Origin of the sequence: Barnesiella sp. An22, from assembly GCF_963931395.1 — a bacterium.
Lineage (GTDB): Bacteria > Bacteroidota > Bacteroidia > Bacteroidales > Barnesiellaceae > Barnesiella > Barnesiella merdigallinarum.
In genome coordinates this window covers 82,949-108,659 of the sequence record NZ_OZ007014.1, presented here as the reverse complement: position 1 = coordinate 108,659, position 25,711 = coordinate 82,949, and the positions used below count along the sequence as shown (strand labels likewise).

22 protein-coding genes and 1 riboswitch are annotated in these 25,711 nt (G+C 54.6%); of the genes, 14 read left to right on the top strand and 8 right to left on the bottom strand.

Annotated features, from left to right (window positions below; all coding sequences use genetic code 11):
• The first annotated feature begins 442 nt into the window (after nt 1-442).
• The 9 genes from miaB (at nt 443) to nrdG (ending at nt 10,530) form a co-directional block, all read left to right on the top strand.
• Entirely contained in the window at nt 443-1,804 is a 1,362-nt protein-coding gene (miaB, locus tag ABGT88_RS00415) for a tRNA (N6-isopentenyl adenosine(37)-C2)-methylthiotransferase MiaB (protein WP_258326877.1), read from the top strand.
• 15 nt (nt 1,805-1,819) lie between these two features.
• On the top strand, nt 1,820-3,010 hold the full coding sequence (locus ABGT88_RS00410) for an MFS transporter (RefSeq protein ID WP_087407931.1): 1,191 nt from the start codon (nt 1,820-1,822) through the stop codon (nt 3,008-3,010).
• Nucleotides 3,011-3,254: 244 nt separating this feature from the next.
• Nucleotides 3,255-4,085: an ABC transporter permease gene (locus ABGT88_RS00405; RefSeq protein ID WP_300132294.1), complete on the top strand. Its 831-nt coding sequence runs from the start codon at nt 3,255-3,257 to the stop codon at nt 4,083-4,085.
• Nucleotides 4,086-4,105: 20 nt separating this feature from the next.
• Nucleotides 4,106-4,381, top strand: coding sequence for a DUF3098 domain-containing protein (locus ABGT88_RS00400; RefSeq protein ID WP_087407933.1), 276 nt, complete (start codon nt 4,106-4,108; stop codon nt 4,379-4,381).
• Between the two features lie 35 nt (nt 4,382-4,416).
• Nucleotides 4,417-5,265, top strand: coding sequence for an undecaprenyl-diphosphate phosphatase (locus tag ABGT88_RS00395; RefSeq protein WP_346699821.1), 849 nt, complete (start codon nt 4,417-4,419; stop codon nt 5,263-5,265).
• Nucleotides 5,265-6,002 carry a tRNA pseudouridine(55) synthase TruB gene (gene truB / locus ABGT88_RS00390; protein WP_346699819.1) on the top strand — a complete coding sequence of 246 codons (738 nt, stop codon included), beginning with the start codon at nt 5,265-5,267 and terminating at the stop codon, nt 6,000-6,002. Before ABGT88_RS00395 ends, truB begins: the two co-directional genes overlap by 1 nt.
• On the top strand, nt 5,999-7,048 hold the full coding sequence (gene queA / locus ABGT88_RS00385) for a tRNA preQ1(34) S-adenosylmethionine ribosyltransferase-isomerase QueA (protein ID WP_087407936.1): 1,050 nt from the start codon (nt 5,999-6,001) through the stop codon (nt 7,046-7,048). The genes truB and queA overlap by 4 nt, the downstream gene beginning before the upstream one ends.
• Before the next feature lie 356 nt (nt 7,049-7,404).
• Nucleotides 7,405-7,613: riboswitch (cobalamin riboswitch) on the top strand.
• 52 nt (nt 7,614-7,665) lie between these two features.
• Entirely contained in the window at nt 7,666-10,044 is a 2,379-nt protein-coding gene (locus tag ABGT88_RS00380; RefSeq protein WP_346699817.1) for an anaerobic ribonucleoside triphosphate reductase, read from the top strand.
• Complete coding sequence (nrdG, locus tag ABGT88_RS00375; protein ID WP_346699815.1) at nt 10,045-10,530, top strand: anaerobic ribonucleoside-triphosphate reductase activating protein; 486 nt, start codon at nt 10,045-10,047, stop codon at nt 10,528-10,530.
• 13 nt (nt 10,531-10,543) lie between these two features.
• Here the strand turns inward: nrdG and ABGT88_RS00370 are convergent, their stop codons facing one another.
• From ABGT88_RS00370 to ABGT88_RS00350, 5 genes are all read right to left on the bottom strand, one after another.
• Entirely contained in the window at nt 10,544-11,746 is a 1,203-nt protein-coding gene (locus ABGT88_RS00370) for a DUF3843 family protein (RefSeq protein WP_258326872.1), read from the bottom strand.
• A gap of 65 nt (nt 11,747-11,811) precedes the next feature.
• Complete coding sequence (locus ABGT88_RS00365) at nt 11,812-12,123, bottom strand: DUF3467 domain-containing protein (protein ID WP_087407940.1); 312 nt, start codon at nt 12,121-12,123, stop codon at nt 11,812-11,814.
• A 4-nt stretch (nt 12,124-12,127) separates the two neighbouring features.
• The gene (locus tag ABGT88_RS00360) at nt 12,128-12,790 is read right to left on the bottom strand and encodes a NigD-like protein (RefSeq protein ID WP_298661970.1); all 663 of its coding nucleotides are present in this window, start codon (nt 12,788-12,790) and stop codon (nt 12,128-12,130) included.
• Nucleotides 12,787-13,467, bottom strand: coding sequence for an ABC transporter ATP-binding protein (locus tag ABGT88_RS00355; RefSeq protein ID WP_087407942.1), 681 nt, complete (start codon nt 13,465-13,467; stop codon nt 12,787-12,789). Before ABGT88_RS00355 ends, ABGT88_RS00360 begins: the two co-directional genes overlap by 4 nt.
• Entirely contained in the window at nt 13,464-14,186 is a 723-nt protein-coding gene (locus tag ABGT88_RS00350) for a tRNA threonylcarbamoyladenosine dehydratase (RefSeq protein WP_300132271.1), read from the bottom strand. Before ABGT88_RS00350 ends, ABGT88_RS00355 begins: the two co-directional genes overlap by 4 nt.
• 269 nt (nt 14,187-14,455) lie before the next feature.
• Between ABGT88_RS00350 and ABGT88_RS00345 the strand changes: the two genes are divergently transcribed.
• Complete coding sequence (locus ABGT88_RS00345; RefSeq protein WP_258326870.1) at nt 14,456-14,932, top strand: DUF456 domain-containing protein; 477 nt, start codon at nt 14,456-14,458, stop codon at nt 14,930-14,932.
• 116 nt (nt 14,933-15,048) lie between these two features.
• Here the strand turns inward: ABGT88_RS00345 and pckA are convergent, their stop codons facing one another.
• Complete coding sequence (gene pckA, locus ABGT88_RS00340; protein ID WP_087407945.1) at nt 15,049-16,656, bottom strand: phosphoenolpyruvate carboxykinase (ATP); 1,608 nt, start codon at nt 16,654-16,656, stop codon at nt 15,049-15,051.
• Nucleotides 16,657-16,926: 270 nt separating this feature from the next.
• Between pckA and upp the strand changes: the two genes are divergently transcribed.
• From upp to sulP, 4 genes are all read left to right on the top strand, one after another.
• Nucleotides 16,927-17,577, top strand: coding sequence for a uracil phosphoribosyltransferase (gene upp / locus ABGT88_RS00335; protein WP_087408044.1), 651 nt, complete (start codon nt 16,927-16,929; stop codon nt 17,575-17,577).
• A 47-nt stretch (nt 17,578-17,624) separates the two neighbouring features.
• Nucleotides 17,625-18,755 carry an N-acetyltransferase gene (locus ABGT88_RS00330; RefSeq protein WP_346699811.1) on the top strand — a complete coding sequence of 377 codons (1,131 nt, stop codon included), beginning with the start codon at nt 17,625-17,627 and terminating at the stop codon, nt 18,753-18,755.
• Between the two features lie 289 nt (nt 18,756-19,044).
• Entirely contained in the window at nt 19,045-21,420 is a 2,376-nt protein-coding gene (locus ABGT88_RS00325; protein ID WP_346699809.1) for a GDSL-type esterase/lipase family protein, read from the top strand.
• 276 nt (nt 21,421-21,696) lie between these two features.
• On the top strand, nt 21,697-23,382 hold the full coding sequence (gene sulP, locus ABGT88_RS00320; RefSeq protein ID WP_087407949.1) for a SulP family inorganic anion transporter: 1,686 nt from the start codon (nt 21,697-21,699) through the stop codon (nt 23,380-23,382).
• 114 nt (nt 23,383-23,496) lie between these two features.
• On the opposite strand, the gene cysS is transcribed toward sulP, so the two are convergent.
• Together cysS and ABGT88_RS00310 are read right to left on the bottom strand one after the other, a co-directional pair.
• Nucleotides 23,497-24,969, bottom strand: coding sequence for a cysteine--tRNA ligase (gene cysS, locus ABGT88_RS00315; RefSeq protein WP_087407950.1), 1,473 nt, complete (start codon nt 24,967-24,969; stop codon nt 23,497-23,499).
• Nucleotides 24,970-25,006: 37 nt separating this feature from the next.
• Nucleotides 25,007-25,705, bottom strand: a complete 699-nt coding sequence (locus tag ABGT88_RS00310) for a Bax inhibitor-1/YccA family protein (RefSeq protein ID WP_258326865.1) — start codon at nt 25,703-25,705, stop codon at nt 25,007-25,009.
• Nucleotides 25,706-25,711 lie beyond the last annotated feature (6 nt).

Here is a 25,711-nt window from a genome sequence, read left to right as displayed (position 1 = left end):
TCTTCCTGCTCTTCTCGCTGAGGGGTCTGAGTGGAGGCTTCGGGAAAGATGGTTCGACCAGGTTGTCTTCCCGGTTGATTTTTAGAGCTTTGTTGCTTTTTGGAACCAACGGAATTGATGGCAAGAATGACCAACCCGATGATTATAGCGACGATTATCTCTGAAAAATCCATCTCTTTTTACTATTTTTGTCCTCAAATATAGAGTTTTATTGAGAATCTTCCAAATTTTGGAGCTCTATAAAATAACTAAGAGCTGTTTCTCAACAACTCTTAGCCGATTTAACCTAAACCTTAACTATGAAAAAATTTCATGTAATGTGATTGCAAAGAAAATAATTATTTTTTAAAAAACAAATTTTAGAAAAGAAAATATTATTTTTTTGTCGATTTTGTTGATAAATTAAAATTAAATGAAGAATAAAACGGATAGAATGAAAAATATGGAAGCGACTGAAACCCCCGTTGGGCAGCCGGTTGCAGAGAAGAAACTCTTTATCGAAACTTATGGTTGCCAGATGAATGTGGCCGACAGCGAGGTGGTGGCTTCGATCATGCAGATGGCTGGTTACACCTTGTGCGATAATATCGAGGATGCCGATGCCATTTTCGTCAATACCTGCTCCATTCGCGACAATGCCGAGCAGAAGGTGCTCTCGCGTCTGGCCTACTTCCAGTCGTTGCGCAAGCATCACAAGCATTTGGTGGTAGGGGTGTTGGGCTGCATGGCCGAGCGGGTGCGCGAGCAACTCATTGCCGAGAACGGTGTCGATTTGGTGGCTGGTCCCGATTCGTACCTCGACTTGCCCAATCTGGTAGGGGCTGCCGAGCATGGCGAGAAGGCGGTGAACGTAGAGCTCTCGACTACCGAGACCTATCGCGAGGTGATTCCCTCGCGCATCGGGTTGAACCGCATTTCGGGTTTTATCTCCATCATGCGGGGGTGCAATAATTTCTGCTCCTATTGTATTGTACCCTATACCCGCGGGCGGGAGCGCAGCCGTGAGCCCGAGAGCATTCTGGGCGAACTGGCCGACCTCAAGGCCAAGGGCTTCAAGGAGGTGACGCTGCTGGGGCAGAATGTCAACTCGTATCGCTACGAGCGGGCCGACGGCACGGTGGTCGATTTTCCCGCCCTGCTGGCTCTGGTGGCCCAGGCTGCCGGCGAGATGCGGGTACGCTTCACCACGTCGCACCCCAAGGACATGAGCGACGAGACCCTCCACGTCATCGCCGCCTGGCCCAACCTGTGCCACCACATACACCTGCCGGTACAGTCGGGCAGTAACCGCATTCTGAAACTGATGAACCGCAAGTATACCCGCGAATGGTATCTCGACCGCATTGCCGCCATCCGTCGCATCTTGCCCGATTGCGGCATCACGACCGACATGTTTAGCGGCTTCCACTCCGAAACCGAAGAGGATTTCGAAGAGACCCTCTCGCTCATGCGCGAGGTAGGATTCGACTCGTCGTTCCTCTTCAAATACTCCGAGCGTCCCGGTACGTATGCCTCGAAGCATCTGCCCGACGATGTACCCGAGGAGGTGAAGATTGCCCGCCTGCAACGCATGATCGACTTGCAGAACGAGCTCTCGCTCGAGAGCAACCGCCGCGACATCGGCCACGAGTTCGAAGTGCTGGTCGAGGGTTTCTCGAAGCGTTCGCGCGAACAGCTCTTCGGCCGCACCTCGCAAAACAAGGTGGTGGTCTTCGACAAGGGCAACCACCGTATCGGCCAGTTGGTACGGGTACGGGTGACCGACGCCTCGTCGGCTACCTTGCTGGGCGAAGCGTTGGACTAAACACCCGAGTGTCTTATGGAAAAAGTGGTTAAAGATAAACTGTGGACACCCAGCTTCTGTGTGGTGGTGGCCGGGAACTTCCTGCTCTTTTTTGCCTTCTACCTGCTGTTGCCGGTATTGCCCATGTATTTGAGCGAGGCCTTTGCCGCCAGCCGTTCCACGGCCGGTTTCATACTCTCGTCTTATACCATCACTGCCCTGATGATACGCCCCTTTGCCGGGTATATGGTCGACACCTTTCCCCGCAAGCCGCTGCTGCTCATCTGCTATTTTGTCTTTTTGCTCTTCTTCGGCGGCTATCTGCTGGCCGGCACGCTGCTCCTGTTTGCCATCATTCGGGCCGGGCACGGGGTAGCATTCGGTCTGCTCACCGTCTCGAACAGTACGGTGGCCATCGATGTGATGCCCTCGTCGCGACGGGGTGAAGGCATAGGCTACTACGGAGTGAGCAACAATCTGGCCATGGCTGTCGGACCCACACTTTCACTTTATATACACGATGCCTATGCCAACTTCGACTATATCTTTTTGCTCTCGATGGTATCGGCTACTATCGGACTGATTGCCGTTTCGACCATCAAGATGCCCTATCGGCGCGACCCGGTACCCGAGAAGCCGCCCATCTCGCTCGACCGGTTTCTGCTGCTGAGGGGTATGCCCGAAGCGGTTACGCTCATCTTCTATTCGTTCAGCTACGGGGTGCTGTCGACCTATCTGGCTGTCTATGGCAAGGAGGAGTTGGATATCGAGTCGGGGGCCGGGTTTTTCTTCATTCTGCTGGCTATCGGCCTTATCCTGTCGAGGCTCGCCTCGGGGCAATGGCTCAATCGCGGTTTCGTTACCCGCAACATCTTCGTGGGCATGTTGCTGTCGCTGCTCGGTTACCTCATCTTCGTAGGGGTGCGTAACGAGTGGGGTTATTACGGTGCGGCGGTGGTGCTGGGTTTGGGTTACGGCTGCATCTGTCCGGCTTATCAGACGATGTTTATCAATCTGGCTCCCAATAATCAGCGGGGTACAGCCAACTCGACCTACCTCACAGCCTGGGACTTGGGGGTAGGGCTGGGGGTCCTTATCGGCGGGCAGATTGCCGACCTCACCAATTATGCTACGGTCTATGCTACCGCTTGTGTGCTCTGCACGATAGGGTACCTGCTCTTCCGGTTCAAGACGGCAGCCCATTTCGAAAAATATAAGTTGCGATAGAAAATATTAAAATATGTGAACAAAAAGAGCAATTTCGCCCAGATAGACTTTATTTTGCATAAAATTTGGGCTAATAATATCCTTTTGTTTTCTGGTTCGTTAAAAGAAAGGGGTAGGAACGTCGAAATAGGTGTCTAACAGAGGCGTAAAATCCTCACAGAACAAAAGGCTTGATTTGGTAAAAAAGAGAGATATGAACAACAAGGCTTCTTTCAGCAAACGGATTTCTTTTCTGAATGCTCGAATGACTTCGACATTAAGCGTGTCGCTGGTCCTTTTCATTTTGGGGATTATGGTCTTGATGGGCTTCTTGGCCAACAATCTCTCCCGTCATGTCAAGGAGAATATAGGCTTCTCGATTGTCCTCAACGAGTCGGCCGGCGAACAACAGGTGCACCAGTTGCAACGCATGCTCGAGCGGGCCGACTATGTGAAGGCTGCTCAGTACATCTCGAAAGAGGATGCCCTGAAGGAGGTGATGATCGAGTTGGGCGAAAATCCCGAAGATGTGTTGGGGGTCAATCCCTTGCAATCGTCGATCGAGGTCAAGCTCAAAGCGGACTATGCCAATACCGACAGTCTCTCGGTTATCGAGAAAGGTCTTCGCGACCAGGTAATCGTGAGCGACATCCTCTATCAGAAAGACCTCATTCAGTCGGTCAACGACAACATGAGCCGCATCGGCCTCATCTTGCTGGCGTTGGCCATTGTGCTGATGATTATATCGTTTGCGCTGATTAGCAATACCATCCGGTTGGGTGCCTACTCCAAGCGATTCCTCATTCACACGATGAAGTTGGTAGGTGCTACCCCGGCCTTCATACGGAGGCCATTTATTGTCTCCAATGTTATCAACGGCATTGTGGCCTCGGTCATTGCCATGTTGCTCCTCTCGGGGTGTGTCTATTACCTCATGTCCGAGATGGAAAACTTCACGACGCTTGTGTCGGTACCCATGATGCTGCTGGTATTTCTCACCGTGCTGGTGCTGGGTATTATCCTGTCGGCCGTCTCGGCCTATTGGGCCGTGAACCGTTATATCCGCATGGATAGAGACGACTTGTATTATGTGTGATAAAAAAACAGTATAACCATATGAAATCTCAAGAAAAGAAATCGGCACCGGTGCTTTCCGACACGGAGCAAAAGGCCTCGTTTGCTCTGGGAAAAGCCAATATAAAACTCATTGCCATATCGTTTGCCGTGATTGTAGTCGGCTTCCTGCTGATGCTGGGGCCCGGTACTACCCCCGAGGCATATAACCCCGACATCTTCAGTTTTCGTCGCATTGTGCTGGCCCCCGGCATAGCCTTCGTGGGGTTTGTCTTCATGGTCTATGCAATCATGCACAACTCTAAAAAGAGACAATAAGGCAGTTTGATATTTCTGTTTAAATTTTCAAGAAAGTGGATTTTTTAGAAACGATTATTATCGCCATTGTAGAGGGACTGACCGAGTTTTTACCCGTTTCCTCTACGGGGCACATGATTATTACACAGAGTGTTCTGGGTGTAGAAAGTACTCCCTTTGTAAGGGCATTTACGGTCATTATACAGTTCGGTGCTATCTTGTCGGTGGTATGTCTCTATTGGAAACGGTTTTTCCGGCTCAATCGCACTCCGCTCCCGGGCAATCCCTCGGCCTTGCGGCGTTTCCTGCACACCTACGATTTTTACTGGAAGTTGCTGGTGGCATTCATCCCCGCTGCCATATTCGGTTTGCTCTTGGGCGACTGGATTGATGCCCTGCTCGAAAACGTGGTAGTCGTTGCCGTCATGCTGGTTATTGGCGGTATCTTCATGCTCTTCTGCGACCGGATATTCAACAAGGGCAGCGACAACACCGAGCTTACCGAGAAACGAGCATTTTACATAGGATTGTTCCAATGTATCGCCATGATACCGGGTGTATCGCGTTCGATGGCGACCATCGTGGGCGGTATGGCACAGAAACTTTCGCGCAAGGCGGCAGCCGAGTTCTCGTTCTTTCTGGCTGTTCCCACCATGTTTGCGGCAATGGCATACAAGATGCTGAAGCTGTTTTCAGAACCTGAAGGAGCCGATTTGATTATGAACAACATGGGTACTTTGTTGTTGGGCAACGTAGTTGCCTTTGTGGTAGCCTTGCTGGCCATCAAGTTTTTCATCGGTTTCGTTACCCGCTATGGATTCAAGGCCTTCGGGTGGTATCGTATAATAGTGGGTGGTGTGATTCTCGTCATGTTGTTGACGGGACATAACTTAACGATTATGTAATGGATTTTAACGAAGGCGAAATCATATATATCGACAAACCGCTGCATTGGACCTCGTTCGATGTGGTCAAGCGAATCCGATTGCGGATATTGCGCAGGCTCAAGCAGAAGAAACTGAAAGTGGGTCATGCCGGTACACTCGACCCCCTGGCTACGGGAGTGATGATTGTCTGCACCGGACGTGCAACCAAGCGTATCGAGGAGTTTCAGTACCATACCAAAGAGTATATCGCCACCTTGCAGTTGGGTGCGACTACCCCCTCGTTCGACCTGGAGACCGAAATCGATGCACACTACCCGCACGAGCACATCACCCGCGAGAGCGTAGAGCGAACATTACCGCGTTTTGTCGGTTCCATTATGCAGGTGCCTCCCTCCTATTCGGCTTGTAAGATCGATGGGCGCAGAGCCTACGACATGGCGCGCAAGGGGCAGGAGGTAGAACTTAAACCCAAGGAGCTGGTGATCGACGAAATCGAGCTGCTCTCCTGCGAATTGCCCCTTATCCAGATACGGGTCGTTTGCAGCAAGGGTACTTACATACGGGCTCTTGCCCGCGACATCGGGGCGGCCCTCGGCAGTGGAGCTCATCTGGTGGGGCTTGTGCGTACACGGGTGGGCGATGTGACGCTCGCCGATTGCCTGTCGGTCGATGAGGTGGCCCGAATGATCGACGAGGCCCCCTTGACAACCTCCGAAGAAGATAAAAACGAAGAAAGTAATAACGAACAAATATGAAACTGTCCCAATTCAAATTCAAATTGCCCGAAGCGCAAATCGCTCAATACCCGGCAAAAAACCGGGACGAGTCCCGGTTGATGGTCATCGACCGGAAAACGGGAAAGATTGAACACCGCATCTTCAAAGAGATTATCGACTATTTCGAAGAGAAAGATGTGTTTGTATTCAACGACACCAAAGTCTTTCCCGCCCGCCTCTATGGCAATAAAGAAAAGACCGGTGCCAAAATCGAGGTATTCCTTCTGCGTGAGCTCAACGAAGAGAATCGCCTGTGGGACGTTCTGGTAGAGCCGGCCCGTAAGATACGTATCGGCAACAAACTCTATTTCGGCGACGACGACTCGATGGTGGCCGAGGTAATCGACAATACCACCTCGCGCGGCCGTACGTTGCGATTTCTCTACGACGGCTCGCACGACGAGTTCAAAGAGGCCCTCTACAAACTGGGCGAGATGCCTTTGCCGGCCTATATCACCCGCCCGGTCGAGGAGCTCGATGCCGAGCGTTATCAAAATATCTTTGCTCGCCACGAAGGGGCTGTGGTCACTCCCGCTGCCGGGCTCCACTTCAGCCGTGAGCTGTTGAAGCGCATGGAGATCAAGGGCATCGACTACGGCTTCCTCACCCTCCATTCGGGCCTGGGTAACTTCCGTGAAATCGATGTCGAAGACCTCACCAAGCACAAAATGGACTCGGAGCAGCTGATTGTAACTCCCGAGTTGGTCGAGCTCGTCAACCACGCCAAGGATGGCGGCCACAAGGTGTGCGCCGTGGGTACCTCGGTGATGCGGGGTATCGAGAGTGCGGTCAGCACCGGCGGCCACATGAAGACCTACGACGGCTGGACCAACAAGTTCATCTTCCCGCCCTACGACTTTACGGTAGCCACCAGTCTGGTGACCAACTTCCACATGCCGCTTTCGACCATGCTGATGATGGTAGCGGCATTCGGCGGATATGAAATTGTCCTCGAGGCCTACGATGCTGCCCTCAAGGAGGGGTATCGTTTCGGTGCCTATGGCGACGCCATGCTCATTCTGTAATTGGTAAGATATCAGGGACGCTCTTGTCCCGGAAGATACAGAGAACCTTGTTGCACCTTGGGGACAAATGGTGCGGCAAGGTTCTCTCTCTTATAGAGAGATTACTATCTCGCCTTTTTTATTATGTTGCTGGAATAGATAACAATTTGGTTGATTCGATTGGATATCCGATTGAACAATGGAATAGATGCCTTTTTTGCTGTTTTATAGCAGTATAGTTTCCATATGGGAGTTGGTATGGGCCTCTATTCGTTGCTGGTTTCAGGAAACTTTTTTCTATTCTGGTTTTCAAAAGTTTCCCGAAAAAGGAAACTTTTGTCTCGAAATTTGTTGTTTGGTTATCGCGAATTTGTGTAACTTTGTACCCGCATTCCGGTTCGGCCCCGTTGTACGATGGTGTCGATAAAAAGGGAATCGGGTGAGAATCCCGAGCAGTCCCGCTGCTGTAATTCCTGTGAAAGTCCCGTGACACGAGCCACTGACGAGAATCTGTTTCTGTAATGTCGGGAAGGCGTCATCGGGGCAGGGAAGAGCCAGAAGACCTGCCGGAGTGAGAGAGAAGCAAAAGGACGTTCGAGGAGACGTCCGCAGTATCCAACCCTAAACAACTTATCAACATGGATTATGCAGGCATTACCATTGCCAAGCGCGATGGTGCCCAAGAGAGTTTCTCGATTGCCAAAATCGAGCGGGCTATTGCCAAGGCCTATCGGGCCGATGGTATCGACGACGAAACTGCGGTGAAACAGATTGCCGGCGAGGTGGCCGCCGCCATCGACAAGAGCGAGATTTCGGTCGAGGAGATTCAAGATCTGGTCGAGCGCCATCTGATGCGGCGCAACCCTTCGGTGGCCAAGCGCTTCATCATCTATCGCGAGTGGCGCACCAAGGAGCGCGAGAAACGCACCTCGATGAAGCAGGTGATGGACGGCATCGTGGCTGTCGAGAAGAACGACGTGAACCTGAGCAACGCCAACATGTCGTCGCATACGCCGGCCGGGCAGATGATGACCTTCGCCTCGGAGGTGACCAAGGATTACGCCTACAAGTATCTGGTGGGGGTGCGCTACGGGCGGGCGCACCGCGAGGGCGACATTCACATCCACGACCTCGACTACTATCCCACCAAGACGACCACCTGCGTGCAGTACGACCTGGAGGATATTTTCAACCGCGGTTTCCACACCAAAAACGGAACCGTGCGCACACCCCAGTCGATACAGAGCTACGCCACGCTGGCCACTATCGTGTTCCAGACCAACCAGAACGAGCAGCACGGCGGGCAGGCCATCCCGGCTTTCGACCACTTCATGGCACCGGGGGTGCTGAAGAGTTTCCGCAAACATCTCGAGACGGCCATCGACTTCATCTTGCGCCTGCACGGCGAGAGCGACCATCCGTCGCTGCGAGAGGCGATAGCCGACTCGGTCGCCTCGATAGCCGATACGGAGGTGCAACAGGCTGCACTGGCCGACCGCCTGCAGACTCTGGGCCTGACTCTCTCGGCCAATGAGTTGCGCACCGCCTGGACACAAAGCTACGAGACTACCCGCAAGGATACCCACCAAGCCATGGAGGGGTTGGTGCACAATCTCAACACCATGCACTCGCGGGGTGGCAACCAGGTGGTTTTCAGTTCGATAAACTACGGTACCGATACCTCGCCCGAGGGGCGCATGGTCATACGCGAGCTGCTCTCGGCTACAACCGAGGGGTTGGGCCACGGCGAGGTGCCGGTCTTCCCGATACAGATTTTCAAGGTGAAGGATGGGGTATCGTACAGCGACGAGGATTATGCTGCGGCGATGGCCGACTTCGAGGGGGCGATGGCGGGACGTATCCCGTTCAAGGCGCCCAACTTCGACCTGCTGCTCGAGTCGTGCCGCACCACGGCCACTTCGCTCTTTCCCAATTTCGTATTTCTCGATACCGACTACAACCGAAACGAATTTTGGCGGGCCGACGACCCCGACCGCTTCCGCTACGAGGTGGCCACGATGGGTTGCCGTACCCGGGTGTTTGAAAACCTGCACGGTGCGAAGAGTTCGTGGGGGCGGGGCAACCTCTCCTTTACCTCGATGAATATGCCGCGCCTGGCCATCGAGGCGCGTCGCGAGGCCGAAGAGCTGCACCCCGACGGCGACAAGCACGCCATCCGCCGCGAGGCCCGTATCCTCTTTCTCGAGAAGGTGCGCACCACCGCCTCGATGATTGCCGAGCAGTTGCACGAGCGGTACGAGTATCAGCGCAAGGCTCTCGCCCGTCAGTTCCCTTTCATGATGGGTAACGACGTGTGGAAGGGTGGCGGACGGCTGAATCCCGACGATGAGGTGGGCGACGTAATCAATAGCGGTACGCTGGGCATCGGTTTTATCGGCGGCCACAATGCCATGTGTGCCATCTACGGCGAGGGGCATGCCCGCAACGAGGAGGCCTGGCAGACGCTCTACGATGCCGTGATGGTGATGAACAACGTGGTCGAGGAGTACAAGAGCCGCTATGGGCTCAACTACTCGGTACTGGCCACGCCGGCCGAGGGTCTCTCGGGTCGCTTCACCCGTCTGGACCGCAAGCGCTACGGGGTTATCCCCGGCGTGACCGACCGCGACTACTACGTCAACTCGTTCCACATCGACGTGAAGGAGCCGGTGACCATCGTCGAGAAGATCCGTAAGGAGGCCCCCTTCCACGCCATTACGCGGGGGGGACACATCACCTATGTCGAGCTCGACGGCGAGGCGAAGAAGAATGTATCGGTCATCTTGAAAATCGTGAAGGTGATGCACGACGAGGGCATCGGTTACGGTTCGATAAACCACCCGGTCGACACCTGTCGTGCGTGCGGCTACCGGGGTGTCATCTATACGCAATGCCCGGTGTGCAAGAGCGAGAACATCTCGCGCATGCGTCGCATTACCGGCTACCTCACCGGCAGCCTCGAGTCGTGGAACTCGGCCAAGCAGGCCGAAGAGCGCGACCGGGTAAAACACAAGTAAATGGAAACACTGCACCTGATCAATGTCTACCCCGAGACCATCTCCGACGGTTTTGGGGTACGCTATTCCATCTATCTGGCCGGCTGTACGCACCATTGCCGGGGGTGCCACAATGCCGGCAGCTGGAATCCCCGGGCGGGCGAGCCGCTCACCGAGGCTTTGCTCAATCGCATCATCGCCGAAATCAGGTCCAATCCGTTGCTCGACGGCATTACCCTCTCGGGGGGCGACCCCTTTTACAATCCGCCGGCCCTGCTGGCTCTGTTGCGGCGCCTCAAGGCCGAGACGGGTTTGAATATCTGGTGTTATACGGGCTATACCTACGAGGTGCTGTTGGACGATGAGGTCCGGCGACCTTGCCTCGAGTATATCGACACGCTGGTCGACGGCCCCTTCGTGCAGTCGCTCTTCGATCCCACGCTACCCTTCAGGGGCAGCAGCAACCAGCGCATTCTGCACCTGTCGCAGGGGCAGAAAACAGAATGAGGCAATTCAGTGTTTACACGGCCCGGTAGTAATCCTGCAGGAGGCAGCGGGCTATGAAATCCCAATTATCGGCCACGAGCTGCGGGTTGCCGTCGGCAAAGCAGGCATCGGGCAGCAAGCCGTGCGAGCAGAGGTAGAGCAGCAGGTCTACGGGGCAACGTCCCGGCACGGTGAGCAGCGATATGGCCCCTTTGCGGGCCTCCTCGGGGTTGTACCAAGGGTTGGCCGGGTCGGCTATGTATTGGGCAATATCCGAGGCCACCAGCATCCCTTTATAGGGAGTTACGTAGAGGACGAAATTCTTTTTGTGAGCCAGGTGCGACAGGTGTCCGCCTTCGGTCTCGCCCCATTGCATCCCTTCGGTGAGGAAGCGGTCGAGCTCGGCATACGAGCCGATATACTTCACGGGGCTGCCGCCCGTCGATTGGGTGAACTGCTGGTAATAGGGGTGCAGCTCTTTCTGCTCTTCGAGCTCTTCGGGCAGGGTGTGTTGCCACAACAGCGACACCCATTCGTGAGCAAAGAGGGCCAGCGGTCCGGCCGGCAGGGTGTAGAGCGACTCGCGGCGCAGTTTTTCGAGTCGGTTCAGTTTCTCTTTGTCGGTGTGATTCGGTTTGCTGTGCACCTCGTGCAGCAGTTGGCGGGCCAGTGAGCGGTTCGACGGTCCCAGCAGGAACGATTCCCAAAAGAGCCATTCGGCAAAGCGGTACCGCGCCTCGGGGTCGGAGGTATCGTTCAGTTCGGGTTGGCAAAACTCTTGCAGCAGCGGCGAGTCGGGTGCCGTTTCGTATTCGCTCTCAAGCAGGTTGTAGATGGGGTCGGCCGTGGCGATGAGGTCGGCATCGAGAGGCGACAGCACCTCGTGTTCGTTGCCGTAGGCAGCCGACAGATACCACAGCAGCACCCGCACGTCGTCGCGGTTCACCTCTCCTTCGTAGTAGGCTTCGGGGGTAAAGAAGGGCAGTGTACGCCCGTAGAAAGCCTGGTGCTGGGCCACGAATGCCGCCCACAGCCCGGTGCCCGACAGGATGTCGGCAAAGTAGCCCACGAGGTCGCAGCAGATTGATTTTACCGCGTCGTCGCTCCAGCGCGTCTTCAGCGGCGATTGTTTTATCTCGTCGTACAGCCGGTTGGCCAGTCGCGTGTAGTAGCGGTCGCTGTCAGTGGTGGGGGTATAGGGCTGCCGCGCCAGCCATTGTTGCAGGGTGATGTTCATGTGGTCGTCTTTTAGAGGGTGATACAAAGGCAGGCAGACCGGGTAGCGGCCCGCCTGCAAGTCGATTAAGCCTCGCCGCCGGGAGCCATGAAGGGAGGCATGCCTCCGCCCCGTTGTTGCGGGTCGTTCATCTGGATGGGACCGAACTGGGATTCATATTTGCGGATGTTGTCCTGCAGGGCGAAGAGCAGCCGTTTGGCATGCTCGGCCGTGAGGATGATGCGCGATTTCACCGGTGCTTTGGGAGCGCCCGGAGTTACCCGGATAAAGTCGATGACAAACTCCGACGGAGCGTGCGAAATGATGGCCAGGTTGGAGTAGGTACCTTCGGCTACGGCAGCCGACAACTCTATTTGAATCTCTTTTTTCTCTTCCATGATGTCAGTTTAGTTTGAAATAATAATATTTATAATTGAAATTTACTTGGTTCACATATACTTGCAGCGTGGTGTAGGGGCGGTTGCGATACCCCTCGATGTTGAACGACGAGTAGAGGTTGCTCCAGTGTCCCTCGGGGTCGTCGTTGCGGCTGTGGCGCAGCTCCACCTTGAGGGTATCGCCCTCGAGGGTCGATTCGTCGGCTACGAGCATGATGCTGTGCGGCTGGCTGTGGTAGTCGATACGGTAGCGCAGGTTGAGGAAATCGCCCGTTTTCCAGATGCTTTGCAGGTAGAGGGTATCGTCGGGCAACTCGGTCATCCGCTCGTGCGAGACCAGCCGCAGGGTATCGAAGTGGATGGCCGAGAGGGCCTGCACCTCTATCCGTTTGCGGGTCGTGCTCAACTCCTCGACGGGGCGGTATTGCAGCAGCACGCGCACCCCTTCGGCCGTGCGGCTCTCGTCTACCGCGCCGATGGGGCAGAGGGTATCCATCGGGGACGAGTCGGTGGCCTGGCAGGTGAAGTAGGTCCCTTCGTTGCCCCGGTGGCAAGTGACGATGTCGGCATAGAAGATGCCGTAGAGATCCTCCTCCTTCTCGCAGGCCGTCAACAGCAGCAACGGCACGGCGAGCAGCCACCAGCGACGGGCGAGGGTCCGTTTCATACCTCGGCCTCCTCCTTCCCGGCCGGTTCTACGATAGAGCCGTCTTTCATGAAGAGGATGCGGTCGGTCATTTGGGCCAGTGTCTCGTCGTGGGTGACGATGACGAAGGTCTGCTTGAACTCGTCGCGCAGGTCGAAGAAGAGCTTGTGCAGCTCGATTTTGTTTTTCGAGTCGAGGCTGCCCGAGGGTTCGTCGGCCAGAATTACCGAGGGACGGTTGATGAGGGCCCGGGCCACGGCCACCCGCTGCTTCTCGCCGCCCGAGAGTTGGGCCGGTTTGTGTGCCAGCCGGTCGCCCAGACTCAGAAAGTCGAGTATCCGCTTGGCCTCCCGCTCCGCCTCCGAGCTGTTGCGTCCGCCGATGAGGGCGGGTATCATCACATTTTCGAGGGCCGAGAACTCGGGCAACAGTTGGTGAAACTGGAAGACAAACCCGATGTGTCCGTTCCGGAATCGGGCCATCTCGCGGTCGGGCAGGTTGTCTACCCGCTTGCCGTCGTAGCGTATCTCGCCGCAATCGGGCTTGTCGAGGGTACCGACAATTTGCAGCAGCGTGGTCTTGCCGGCGCCGCTCGCTCCTACGATGGCAACAATTTCGCCCTGCTCGATGGTGGCGTCGATTCCCTTCAGCACCTCGAGCGAGCCGTAGCTCTTGTGTATGTTTTTAATCTCTATCATGATTCCGTAAGTTTTCGTATCACGTAGCTGGCCAGATGGCAGCCAAACAGGGCCGGCAGATACGACAGGGTGCCCACGGTCGACTTCTTGTTGCGCTCGCCCTCTACGGCTATGACGGCGTGCGGGTCGGCCTGTTCGGTCGAGAATACCGTTTTCAGTCCCTTGGTGATGCCTGCCTTGCGCAGCCGCAGCCTTACGGCCCGGGCCAGTCCGCAGTGATAGGTATCGGCGATGTCGGCCAGGCGAATGGCCGACGGGTCTTTGCGGCCACCTGCACCCATCGACGAGACGATGCGCACCTTGTGACGCAGGCAATAGGTGATGAGGGCAATCTTGGGCGCCAGGGTGTCGATGGCATCGACTACGAAATCGACCGGTTCCCGCTCGAGCAGGGCCGGGATGTCGTCGGCTTCGAGGAATCGCTGTTTGGCGGTGAGCTGCAACTCGGGGTTGATGTCGAGCAGACGCTCGGCCATCACCTCGGTTTTGGGTCGCCCCAGCGTGCTGTGCAGCGCTACGAGCTGGCGGTTCAGGTTGCTCTCGGCCACCGTGTCGCCGTCGACGATGGTCATGCGGCCTACGCCGGCCCGGGCAATCATCTCGGCCGCATAGGCACCCACGCCTCCAACACCCACCACCATCACATGGGCGCGTTGCAATCGCTCCATGGCGGCATCGCCCATCAGCAGGCGGGTTCGCGACAGCCACTCTTCGTTCATCGTATCTTCTCTTTTTGTATTTTATCAATTTACGAAGATACTCTTTTTTTGGAGAAAATCGGAATCCCCGTCCGTAAAATGAATGTTCGCGGCTTCATTTTCCCGACGGAATTGCTTGAATGTGAGCGGAGATACCGTTTCGTAGAATTTGTTTCGTCGTCCATTTATGCTATCTTTGCTTGTGAAAATCCCCGCCTCGACGGTTGGGTCGCTTACCCGATTTGCCGGACGGAGGGAACGAGCATAACCCTTAAAACCGAAAGAACGATATGGATATTGTATGGATTGTTTTGGGAGCCTTGTGCCTGCTCGTGGGGCTGGCCGGCTGTTTTCTTCCCGCACTGCCCGGGCCGCCGCTGGCCTATGTGGGCATGTTGTTGCTGCACATTACCGAGCGGGTGCAGTTTACTGTCACGCAACTGGTTGTGTGGGCCATCCTGGTCATTGTGGTGCAGGTGCTCGACTACTTCACCCCGCTCATCGGCACCAAATACGGGGGTGGCAGCAAGTGGGGCAATCGCGGCTGCATAGCCGGCACGGTGATAGGCATGTTTTTCTTCCCGCCGTGGGGTATCATTCTGGGCCCTCTGGTGGGGGCTATCGCAGGCGAACTGTTGGGTGGCAAGCTCACGCACGAAGCCCTCAGGGCAGGGCTGGGAGCCTTTGTGGGTTTCCTGCTGGGTGTAGTGATTAAGGTATCGCTCTGCGGCTACTTCATCTATGAGTTTGTAGCGGCACTCGTGTGAGAGCCGTTACCGGGCCGGCAAGAGGAATCCGTATTGAATCAGATGTATTTAAAAAGCAACCGAGGCTGCTCCGTGTGGAGTAGCCTCGGTTTTTATTGGAGTTAATCGATTTTCGATTAGAGTTTCGGGCCGGCAGCAACCAGAGCCTTACCAGCGGCGTTGCCTTCGAACTTAGCGAAGTTCTTGATGAAGCGGCCTGCCAGGTCTTTGGCTTTTTCATCCCACTCGGCAGCGTTGGCATAAGTGTCGCGCGGGTCGAGGATGTTCTTGTCAACACCCGGCAATTCGGTAGGAACAACGAAGTCGAAGTAGGGGATAACTTTCGTCGGAGCCTTGTCGATAGAACCGTCGAGGATGGCGTCGATGATACCACGAGTATCGCGGATCGAGATACGTTTGCCTGTACCGTTCCAACCCGTATTTACGAGGTAAGCCTTGGCGCCGACCATTTCCATCTTCTTAACCAGCTCTTCGGCATATTTGGTAGGATGCAGCGAAAGGAATGCAGCACCGAAGCAAGCCGAGAAAGTAGGAGTCGGCTCGGTGATACCACGCTCGGTACCGGCCAATTTGGCGGTGAAGCCCGAGAGGAAGTAGTATTTCGTTTGCTCGGCGTTCAGGATAGAAACGGGAGGCAATACACCGAATGCGTCGGCCGACAGGAAGATAACCTGTTTGGCGTGCGGGCCTTTCGATACCGGTTTAACGATGTTGTTGATGTGGTAGATAGGATACGATACACGGGTATTCTCCGTTACGCTCTTGTCGGCGAAGTCGATCTTACCGTTGGCGTCAACCGTTACGTTCTCGAGGAGGGCGTCACGTTTGATGGCGTTGTAGATATCGGGTTCGCTCTCTTTGTCGAGGTTGATAACCTTGGCATAGCAACCACCTTCGTAGTTGAATACACCGTCGTTGTCCCATCCGTGTTCGTCATCACCGATGAGCAGACGTTTCGGGTCGGTCGACAGCGTGGTTTTACCCGTACCGGAGAGACCGAAGAAGATAGCGGTGCTCTTGCCCTCTTTGTCGGTGTTGGCCGAGCAGTGCATCGAAGCCATGCCTCTCAGGGGGTTCAGGTAGTTCATGATCGAGAAGATACCTTTCTTCATCTCACCACCGTACCAGGTGTTCAAGATTACTTGCTCGTTGGTCTTCAAGTTGAATACCGTAGCGGTTTCGGAGTTCAAGCCCAGTTCTTTGTAGTTGTCAACTTTGGCTTTGGCAGCGTTGAACGATACGAAATCGGGTTCGCCGTAGTTGGCCAGTTCCTCTTCGGTAGGACGGATGAACATGTTCTTAACGAAGTGAGCTTGCCATGCAACCTCCATGATGAAACGTACTTTCAGACGAGTAGCGGGGTTGGCACCGCAGAACGTATCCATCACGAACAGTCTCTTGCCCGAGAGTTCTTTTACGGCTTTGGCTTTCAAATCGGCCCAAGCAGCTTCGGAGCAAGGTTTGTTGTCGTTTTTATATTCGTCGCTGGTCCACCAGAGAGTGTCCTTGCTGGCTTCATTCATTACAAAGAATTTATCTTTGGGAGAACGACCGGTATAGATACCCGTCATTACATTCACAGCACCAAGTTCAGTTACCTGACCTTTTTCGTAGCCTTCCAAGCCTGCTTTGGTCTCTTCCTCAAACAGCACTTCGTAAGAAGGATTGTGTAAAATCTCTTTTACATCTTTAATACCATACTTGCTTAAATCTAATGTTGCCATTGTTCTTGAATTTAATGGTTTATAAAATGTTTATTTGTATTCTTAGTCCATGAAAACCGACTGCAAAATTAAAAACAAATTCTACAAGTAGCGATGTAATTAAAGAAAATTTTCGCTAATTGTTTGTATTTATTACAAATATACCCCGAATCGCTATGCCGGCATAGCAAAAAGGCGCTTTTTTTAGGGCAAACAGGAGAAAAAACAATTTATAATTTTCTAAAACAAAATTTATACGTACTTTTGCTCTTCGGCAAAAAACAGAAAAGTATGGAAGTTATCAATTTTGCCGAGAAAAACTCGGTAGTAAACCGGTTCATGGCCGAATTACGGGATGTGAACATTCAGAATGACCGGATACGGTTTCGTCGGAATCTCGAGCGCATTGGCGAAATCATGGCTTACGAAATAAGCCATCGCCTCCATTACTCCGAAAAAGAGGTAACCACCCCGCTGGGAACCGCACGGGTCAATCTGCCCGACGATACGGTGGTGCTGGCTACGATCTTGAGAGCCGGTCTCCCGTTCCACCAGGGATTCCTCAGTTGTCTCGACGATGCCGAAAATGCTTTTGTATCGGCGTATCGTAAATACAAGGACAAACTCAATTTCGACATCTTCATCGAGTATATTGCCTCGCCTCGTCTCGATGGCAAGGTACTCGTCATCACCGATCCCATGTTGGCTACCGGTGGTTCCATGGAGTTGTCGTACAAGGCATTGCTTACCAAAGGTACCCCCAAGAGCGTGCATGTGGCTTCGGTCATTGCCAGTCGGCAGGCCATCGATTATGTGAAACAACATTTCCCCGACGACACGACCTTGTGGGTGGGAGCCATAGACGACCAGCTCGACGACCACTCCTACATAGTGCCGGGGCTGGGCGATGCGGGCGACCTTGCCTACGGAATCAAGGAGTAGAAGCGGAGGCAAGCGCATAGGAATAAATTGCTGAAATTATAAACATCATGTCAATCACAATTAAGGAAATTGCCGGGAATCGTGCTCTAAAGAATTTTGTCAAGTTCTCGATCGATTTGTATGAGGGCAACGAGTATTATGTGCCCTCACTGGTTCTGGACGAGGTGGGCACGTTGAGTGCAAAAAGCAATCCGGCATTCGACTTTTGCGAATCGGTCTATTACATGGCTTATCGCGACGGTAATCCCGTGGGACGTATAGCCGGTATCATCAATCGCAAAGTCAACGAAAAGACCGGCGAGAAGGCAGCTCGGTTCGGTTTTGTCGATTTTATCGACGACCGCGAGGTGAGCAAGGCGCTCTTCGACGCCGTGGAGAATTGGGCCCGTTCCAAGGGAATGAACGAAATTCACGGTCCCCTCGGGTTTACCGATATGGACCCCGAAGGGCTGCTGGTCGAGGGATATGACCAGCTGGGTACCATGGCTTCGATTTACAACTATCCCTACTATGTCGACCACATCGAGGGTATGGGATATGAGAAGGCCGTCGACTGGGTCGAGTATAAAATCAAGGTGCCCGAGAGTGTGCCCGAGAAGCACCAACGCATCAGCGACATCGTGCAGCGCAAGTACAATCTGCGTATCCTCAAGTTCAAAAAGGTGTCGGAGATTCATAAGGGAAAATATGGACAGAAGATTTTCGACCTTATCAACGATGCCTATGCCGAACTCTACGGTTATTCGGCACTCTCGCAACGGCAGATCGATTACTACGTCAACATGTATATCCCGGTGTTGCGCCTTGAGAATGTGACGCTTATTGTCGATGAGCACGACGATCTCGTGGCCGTGGGTATTGCCATGCCGTCGTTGTCGAAAGCATTGCAGAAATCGAGAGGCCGCCTCTTCCCCTTCGGGTTTGTCCCTTTGCTCAAGGCTTTGAAAGGAAAGAACGATGTCGTAGACCTGTTGTTGGTGGCCGTGCGCCCCGACTATCAGAGCAAGGGTGTCAATGCTCTTCTCTTCTCCGACTTGATACCGGTCTTTATCCGCAACGGGTACAAGTATGCCGAGAGCAATCCCGAACTCGAGGAGAACGAGAAGGTGCAGTCGCAGTGGCAATACTTCGAGCGTCATCAGCACAAGCGCCGTCGGGCTTATACCAAGAAACTCTGATAACGGCTCGAGCCTCGGGTTTCGAGTGTCGGACCCGTTGCACATAGCCTGTACAGATAGCAACTTTTATCGCACCCCCTGTCACGGACAAAAGGCCGTGGCTGGGGGTGTGTCTGTTTCTGGGAGTGTGAAGCTGAGACTCTTTCGTGCAAGTGGCGGGTGTGGCCGATGGTCCGTCTCGACAGAACGAATAAAAAAAATTTGCTGTCGGGGCTAAGGGTAGGACTCTCTTTTTGTGTCACAATAGTAGTGCTTGAAATCCTTATTATTATAATAATAGTATATTCACATGAAAAACCAGTTTTACTTCAAGAAAAAAGCGGGGATTCTGCTCCTCTCTTTGTGTGCCGCTGTTGGCTTGTGCGCACAAAATCCGATTGTTGTCTTGGAGGCCGAGAATGCCGACTCGGTTCATGCTCCGGCTAAAGTCAAGTCGGTCGATGGCTTCTCGGGAGGCAAATATGTCGGTGGCAACGACCCCGGCAGCTACCTCTTCTTTCACGATGTCGAGATGGATGAGGCCGGGACTTACGAGTTCAAAACCTATTTCAACTGCAACGGCACGCGCCGCTTCACCGTCAAGGTAAACAACTACCCCGAGGTAGAGTGTTCGGTAAAGGGTACGGCCAAATGGGATATGCCGCCGGCCGAGACCACGAGCGTGCTCGTCTATATGGCTGCCGGCAAGAACAACATCAAGATTACACCCTATCCCACGACGTCGGGTGGTCCCAACCTCGACAAGTTCGAGATTCTCGAAACGACCGAAACGCCGCTGCCCGTACCTCACGAGGGTTTCCCTATCGTGCTGGAGGCCGAGTATGCCCACCTGTCGGGAACCCTCAAGGTGAAGACGCTCGAAGGCATGTCGAACGACCGTTACGTGGGCGACTTCAACAAGGATACCAACTCGGCTCTGCAGTTTACCTGCATCGATATTCCCGAAGAGGGTCCCTACGAATTGAAGATATTCACCAACGACCCGATGGGTCGTCCGCTCGACATACAGACCAACAACTACGCCAAAATCTACATCAACGTGAACAAATCGCAAGGAGGCTGGGACCAGCTGCCCACGGCCGAAACTTCGGTACTTGTCTGGCTCGACAAGGGGCTCAACACCATCTCGTTTACCGAGTCGTGCCGCAACAGTGGACCCAATATCGACAAGATAGAGATTCACGAGACCGACGAACCGATGGAGCGTCCCGACATCGAGAAGCCCTATCCCGAGTCGTGCAAGGAGATTGACGAGTATAAGATTTCGTTCATGGGCTCGTCGGTATGCTACGGTACCGGTGCTACCAACAACTATGGCTATGCCTACATGTATGCCGACCTGTTGGAACAACGGGCACAACAGGGTATCGGTCGGGATTGGATTTCGTCCAACATTTCGATAGGCGGCAACACGACCCAGATGGTGCTCGACCGTTGGGAGCGCGATTTGCTGCGCGACTGCGGCCGCTACGTCTTCTACGGCCTCTCGCTCGGTAACGAGCGCAACGACGGTACACCTACCCAACAGGCGGCCATCAACTACGAGAAGGGTATGAAGCAGCTCATCCATCAGGCCGATTCGGTAGGCATCGTTCCCGTCATGGCCAACAACTATGCCAATGCCGGTTTCAATGCCGACGACTACGAGATTTTGAAAAACCTCAACCTCACCATCCAGCAATGGACGGTTCCCTCGGTCAACATGCTGGGTGCTGTCGACGACGGTTCGGGCCGCTGGGTCAAAGCCATCGAGAGCGATGGCGCTCACCCCAACTCCGACGGTCACCGCGAGTTCTCCTATGCCATCGTACCTTCGCTCTTCGATGCCCTCGATGCCGGCAAGGAGGCCCCGGAGCGTCAGGAGAGCACGGCCTTTGAACTGGGTACGGCTACCTCTACACAGCATATCGAATTCATGCCCGAGAATATTGTTCACCCCTTTACTCTCTCGTTCGAGGTGAATGCCGCTTCGGCCGGTACACTGGCCTCGTTCGAGAATGAAAGCGGTATGGGTCGCCTCGTCGTCGACGAGAGCGGCAACCTGGTCTATCGCTCTCCGCTGGGTGGAGAGATTGTTTCGACCGTAGCCTTCACGGCCGGTAGCTGGCACACTGTTTCGCTCACCCACTACTATGCTTGGGGTATGACCCAGCTCTATGTCGACGGTGTCCATGCCGGACAGTTGGCCGAGAAGCTCGTGGTGAAACGCTTTGCCTTGGGTGGAAGTGCAGCCCCCGCAGAGGCTCAGTACCGTCAGCTCTTCTTCTGGCGCTCGGGTATGAATGCCGAGGAACTGGCCGCCGTAGCCGAGGGCAAGATGTTGCGCTCGAGCCTCGAGATTTATGCTCCGTTGAGCGCCGAGGTACTTCTGCTCAACCTGGCCCAGAGCACCAACACTCTTTCGCTGGTCGACAACAGCACGTCGGGCATTGCCTCGGTCAAGGTCGACAACCTGTTGTTTTCGCCCAATCCGGTCAGGCAGGGCAGCCGGGTCAACGCCGGTTGCACCGGTCGGTTCGACATCTATTCGGTGAACGGTATGCTGGTCGATAGCCAGTCGTTGCGGGCCGAGGGCGATACCCTCTCGACCGATACTCTTACGGCCGGTACCTATCTGGTACTCCTCGAAGGTACGGCTCAAAAGGGTCTGCTTATTATCTATTAAACATTTTATCGCGTAGTAACTATCTTTTCCCTTCAGGGGGCGAGGCTCGTCGGGTCGACCATCCGCGAGTTATCGCCCCCTTTTCTATTTTAATTTTTTTCAACAAACATACCGTTCGAATCATAAAAAAGAGTTAATTTTGCCGCTGTTTTTCAAACCGGCGCGAATGCCGGTTCGCTTGAGTCGCACTTTTGCCGGGCTTGCCGGTGTTGCTATCGAGTGACCTCTGTTGAGAAAAAGAGGATAATAACAGGTATTATATATAGGTAAAAAAAGATGAAAAGCAGATTGGATTTTCACCCGAAGTTCGTGGCTTCGTTGGCCAGCTATTCCAAAGAGAGATTTCTGAAAGACCTCATGGCCGGTATCATTGTGGGCATCGTGGCACTGCCACTGGCCATCGCTTTTGGTATCGCCTCGGGGGTATCGCCCGAAAAGGGTCTTATTACAGCCATCATCGGTGGCTTCCTGGTTTCGTTTCTGGGCGGTAACAGTGTGCAGATAGGCGGACCTACCGGTGCCTTTATCGTCATTGTCTACGGCATCATACAGACCTATGGTCTCGAGGGGTTGGCCATCGCTACCTTCATGGCGGGTTTGATTCTGGTGCTCATGGGCTGCTTCCGGTTGGGAACCATCATCAAGTTCATACCTTATCCCATTGTGGTGGGATTCACCAGCGGTATCGCCCTCACCATCTTTGCCACACAGATAAAGGACCTGCTGGGGCTCACGATGGAGAGTGTGCCGGCCGACTTCATATCGAAGTGGATTGCCTACTTCCAGCACATCGATACCACCAACTTCTGGTCGCTGGGCATCGGGGTGCTCAGTATCCTCATCATCGCCTATACGCCGCGTATCTCCAACAAGATACCGGGTTCGCTCATGGCCATTATCCTGATGACGGTACTGGTCTATATCCTCCGTAATGTCTGGGGCATTGAGGGTATCGAGACGATTGGCGACCGCTTCAACATCAGCAGCGAAGTGCCCGAGCCGCAGTCGCTCAATATCAACATGGATACCATCAACCAACTCCTTTCTCCGGCCTTCACCATCGCCGTGCTGGGGGCTATCGAGTCGTTGCTCTCGGCTACCGTGGCCGACGGTGTGACCGGCGACAAGACCAACTCGAACACCGAGCTGATAGCCCAGGGGGCTGCCAATATCGTGGTGCCCTTCTTCGGCGGTATCCCCGTGACCGGTGCCATTGCCCGCACCATGACCAACATCAACAACGGCGGCCGCACCCCGGTAGCCGGCATGATACACGCCGTGGTGTTGCTGCTGATATTCCTCTTCCTCATGCCGCTTATCCGGCTGGTGCCCATGTCGTGCCTGGCCGGTGTGCTGATTGTGGTTTCGTATAACATGAGCGGCTGGCGCACGGTGCGCTCGCTGCTGAAGAACCCCAAGTCGGACGTATCGGTGCTCATCATCACCTTCCTGCTCACCGTCATCTTCAACCTGACGATTGCCATCGAGATAGGTCTGTTGCTGGCCGTAGTGCTCTTCCTGCGCCGGATGACCGAGACGACCAAAATCTCGGTATTCCACGACGAGCTCGACATTGCCCACGGCACCGAGTCGAATCAGCACGAGGTGCTGAAGGTGGCCCCGGGAGTAGAGGTGTACGAAATCGAAGGCCCCTTCTTCTTCGGTATCGCCACCAAGTTCGACGAGCTGATGCGCAGTATGGCCGACCGTCCGCTGGTGCGCATCATCCGCATGCGCAAGGTGCCCTTCATCGACTCCACGGCCCTGCACAACCTCGAGATTCTGATTACCTCGTCGCAGAAGGAGAAGATACATGTGATTCTCTCGGGTGTCAATCCCCAGGTACACGAGACGCTGAAAAAGGCCAATATCGACCGCCTCATCGGCGACGACCACATCTGCGACCACATCACCAAGGCGGTGGCCAAGGCCAACGAGTTCGTGGCCGAAATGCAGAAATAGGCCCGTGGGGCGGAGCGGCTTCGGTGCCGCTTCTCCCTTCCACGACGACGCTATACAAATAACGCCCGGGGCCGTTGCCCCGGGCGTTATTGTTTTATTCGGTCGAGCGTGCGGTTATTTCAGTTTCCACTCCACGCCCTCTTTGGTATCTTTGATTTCGAAACCGATTTCGGTCAACTTGTCGCGGATGTAGTCCGAGGTGCTCCAGTCCTTGCGGGCCTTGGCCTCCTTGCGTACGTCGAGCAGCAGGTCTACGGCTTTGTGGTAGGCCTCGTTGCCTTCGTCCGAAGCCTTGGCCTCTTCGCGGATACCCATGATGTCGAAGAGGAAGGTCGAGAAGGTCTCCTTCAGGTGGGCGATGTCGTCGGCCGTCAGTTTGGCTTCGCCGGCCAGCGCCGTGTTGATGATCTTCACCGCTTCGAAGAGGTGCGAGATGACGATAGGCGTGCTCAGGTCGTCGTTCATGGCCTCGTAGCAGTGCTCGCGGATAGCCTTGACATCGACCGTCGAGGTGTCGCTCGGCGTGATTTTGGCCAGGTTGTTCCAACCCTCGAGCATGCGTTGCAGAGCCTTTTCAGAGGCTTGCAGCGCCTCGTTGCTGAAGTCGACGGTGCTGCGGTAGTGGGCCTGCAGGATGAAGAAGCGTATGGTCATGGGCGAGTAGGCCTGTTGCAGCAGCTTGTGGTTGCCGGTGAAGAACTCGTCGAGGGTGATGAAGTTGCCCAGCGACTTGCCCATCTTCTGCCCGTTGATGGTAATCATGTTGTTGTGCATCCAGTAGTGCACCGTTTCGTGACCCTGTGCGGCTACCGATTGGGCAATCTCGCACTCGTGGTGGGGGAAGAGCAGGTCCATGCCGCCGCCGTGGATGTCGAACTCCTCGCCCAGATACTTGGTGCTCATGGTCGAGCACTCGAGGTGCCAGCCGGGGAAGCCGTCGCTCCAGGGCGAAGGCCAGCGCATGATGTGCTCGGGGGCTGCCTTTTTCCAGAGGGCGAAGTCGAAGCTGTTGTGCTTCTCGCTCTGCCCGTCGAGCTCGCGGGTAGTGTTGAGCAGGTCGTCGATGTTGCGGCCCGACAGTTTGCCGTAGTGGTGGTCTTTGTTGTATTTCACCACGTCGAAGTAGACCGAGCCGTTGCTCACGTAGGCGTAGCCGGCCTCGAGAATCTTCTTGATGTATTCGATCTGTTCGATGATGTGTCCCGAGGCATGCGGCTCGATGCTGGGGGGCAGCACGTTGAGGGCCTCCATGGCCTTGTGGTAGCGGTTGAGGTAATATTGTACCACCTCCATCGGCTCGAGCGACTCGAGGCGGGCCTTCTTGGCGATTTTGTCTTCGCCTTCGTCGGCATCGTTTTCGAGGTGACCCACGTCGGTGATGTTGCGCACGTAGCGCACTTTATACCCCAGATGCTTGAGGTAACGGAACAGCACATCGAAGGTGATGGCGGGACGGGCGTGTCCCAGGTGCGCGTCGCCGTAGACGGTGGGACCGCATACATACATGCCCACATAAGGCGGGTTCAGCGGTTTGAACTCCTCCTTTTTACGGTCGAGCGTATTGTAGATGAAAAAGGGTTGTGTCATATCGTGTCTGTTTAGATAGCTTGTTCAGGTTGTTCCCTTAATCGTTGCTGCGGCCGAAGAAGCGGAGCAGGTAGAGGAACAGGTTGATAAAGTCGAGGTAGAGCGACAGTGCTCCGATGGTGGCCAGTTTGCCCATTTGCGAGGGCTCTACTTCGTAGGCGGCGTTTTTGATTTTCTGCGTATCCCAGGCGGTGAGGCCGATAAAGAGGGCTACCCCCACGAAGCTGATAATCCAGTCGAGGGTGCTGCTGGCTACGAAGATGTTTACTACCGTAGCGATGATGAGGCCGAAGAGGGCCATCACGCAGTAGCTGCCGAATCGGGTCATGTCGTTTTTGGTCACTAGGCCGTACACGCTCATGGCACCGAATACACCGGCCGTGATGAAGAAGGTGTAGGCGATGGAGCCCAACTCATACACCACGAATATCGACGAGAATACCACGCCGTTGAGTATGGCATAGAGGTAGAAGAGCAGGGTGGCCGTAGCAGTGCTGAGCTTGTGGAGCATGCCCGAGAGGACGAACACGACAGCCAGCTCGGCAATCATCAGGCCGAAGAAGATGGCCCGGCTGCCCAGAATGGTGGTCAGCAAGGCGGGCGACGAGGCTACGTAGAGTGCCGTGAAGGCAGTCACCACGAGAGCCAGGAACATGCGCACATATACTTTGCGCATCACGGTCGACAACACCGATGAGGTGGCTGTCGATTTATACGAATCATACGAGTTTTCCATATCTGT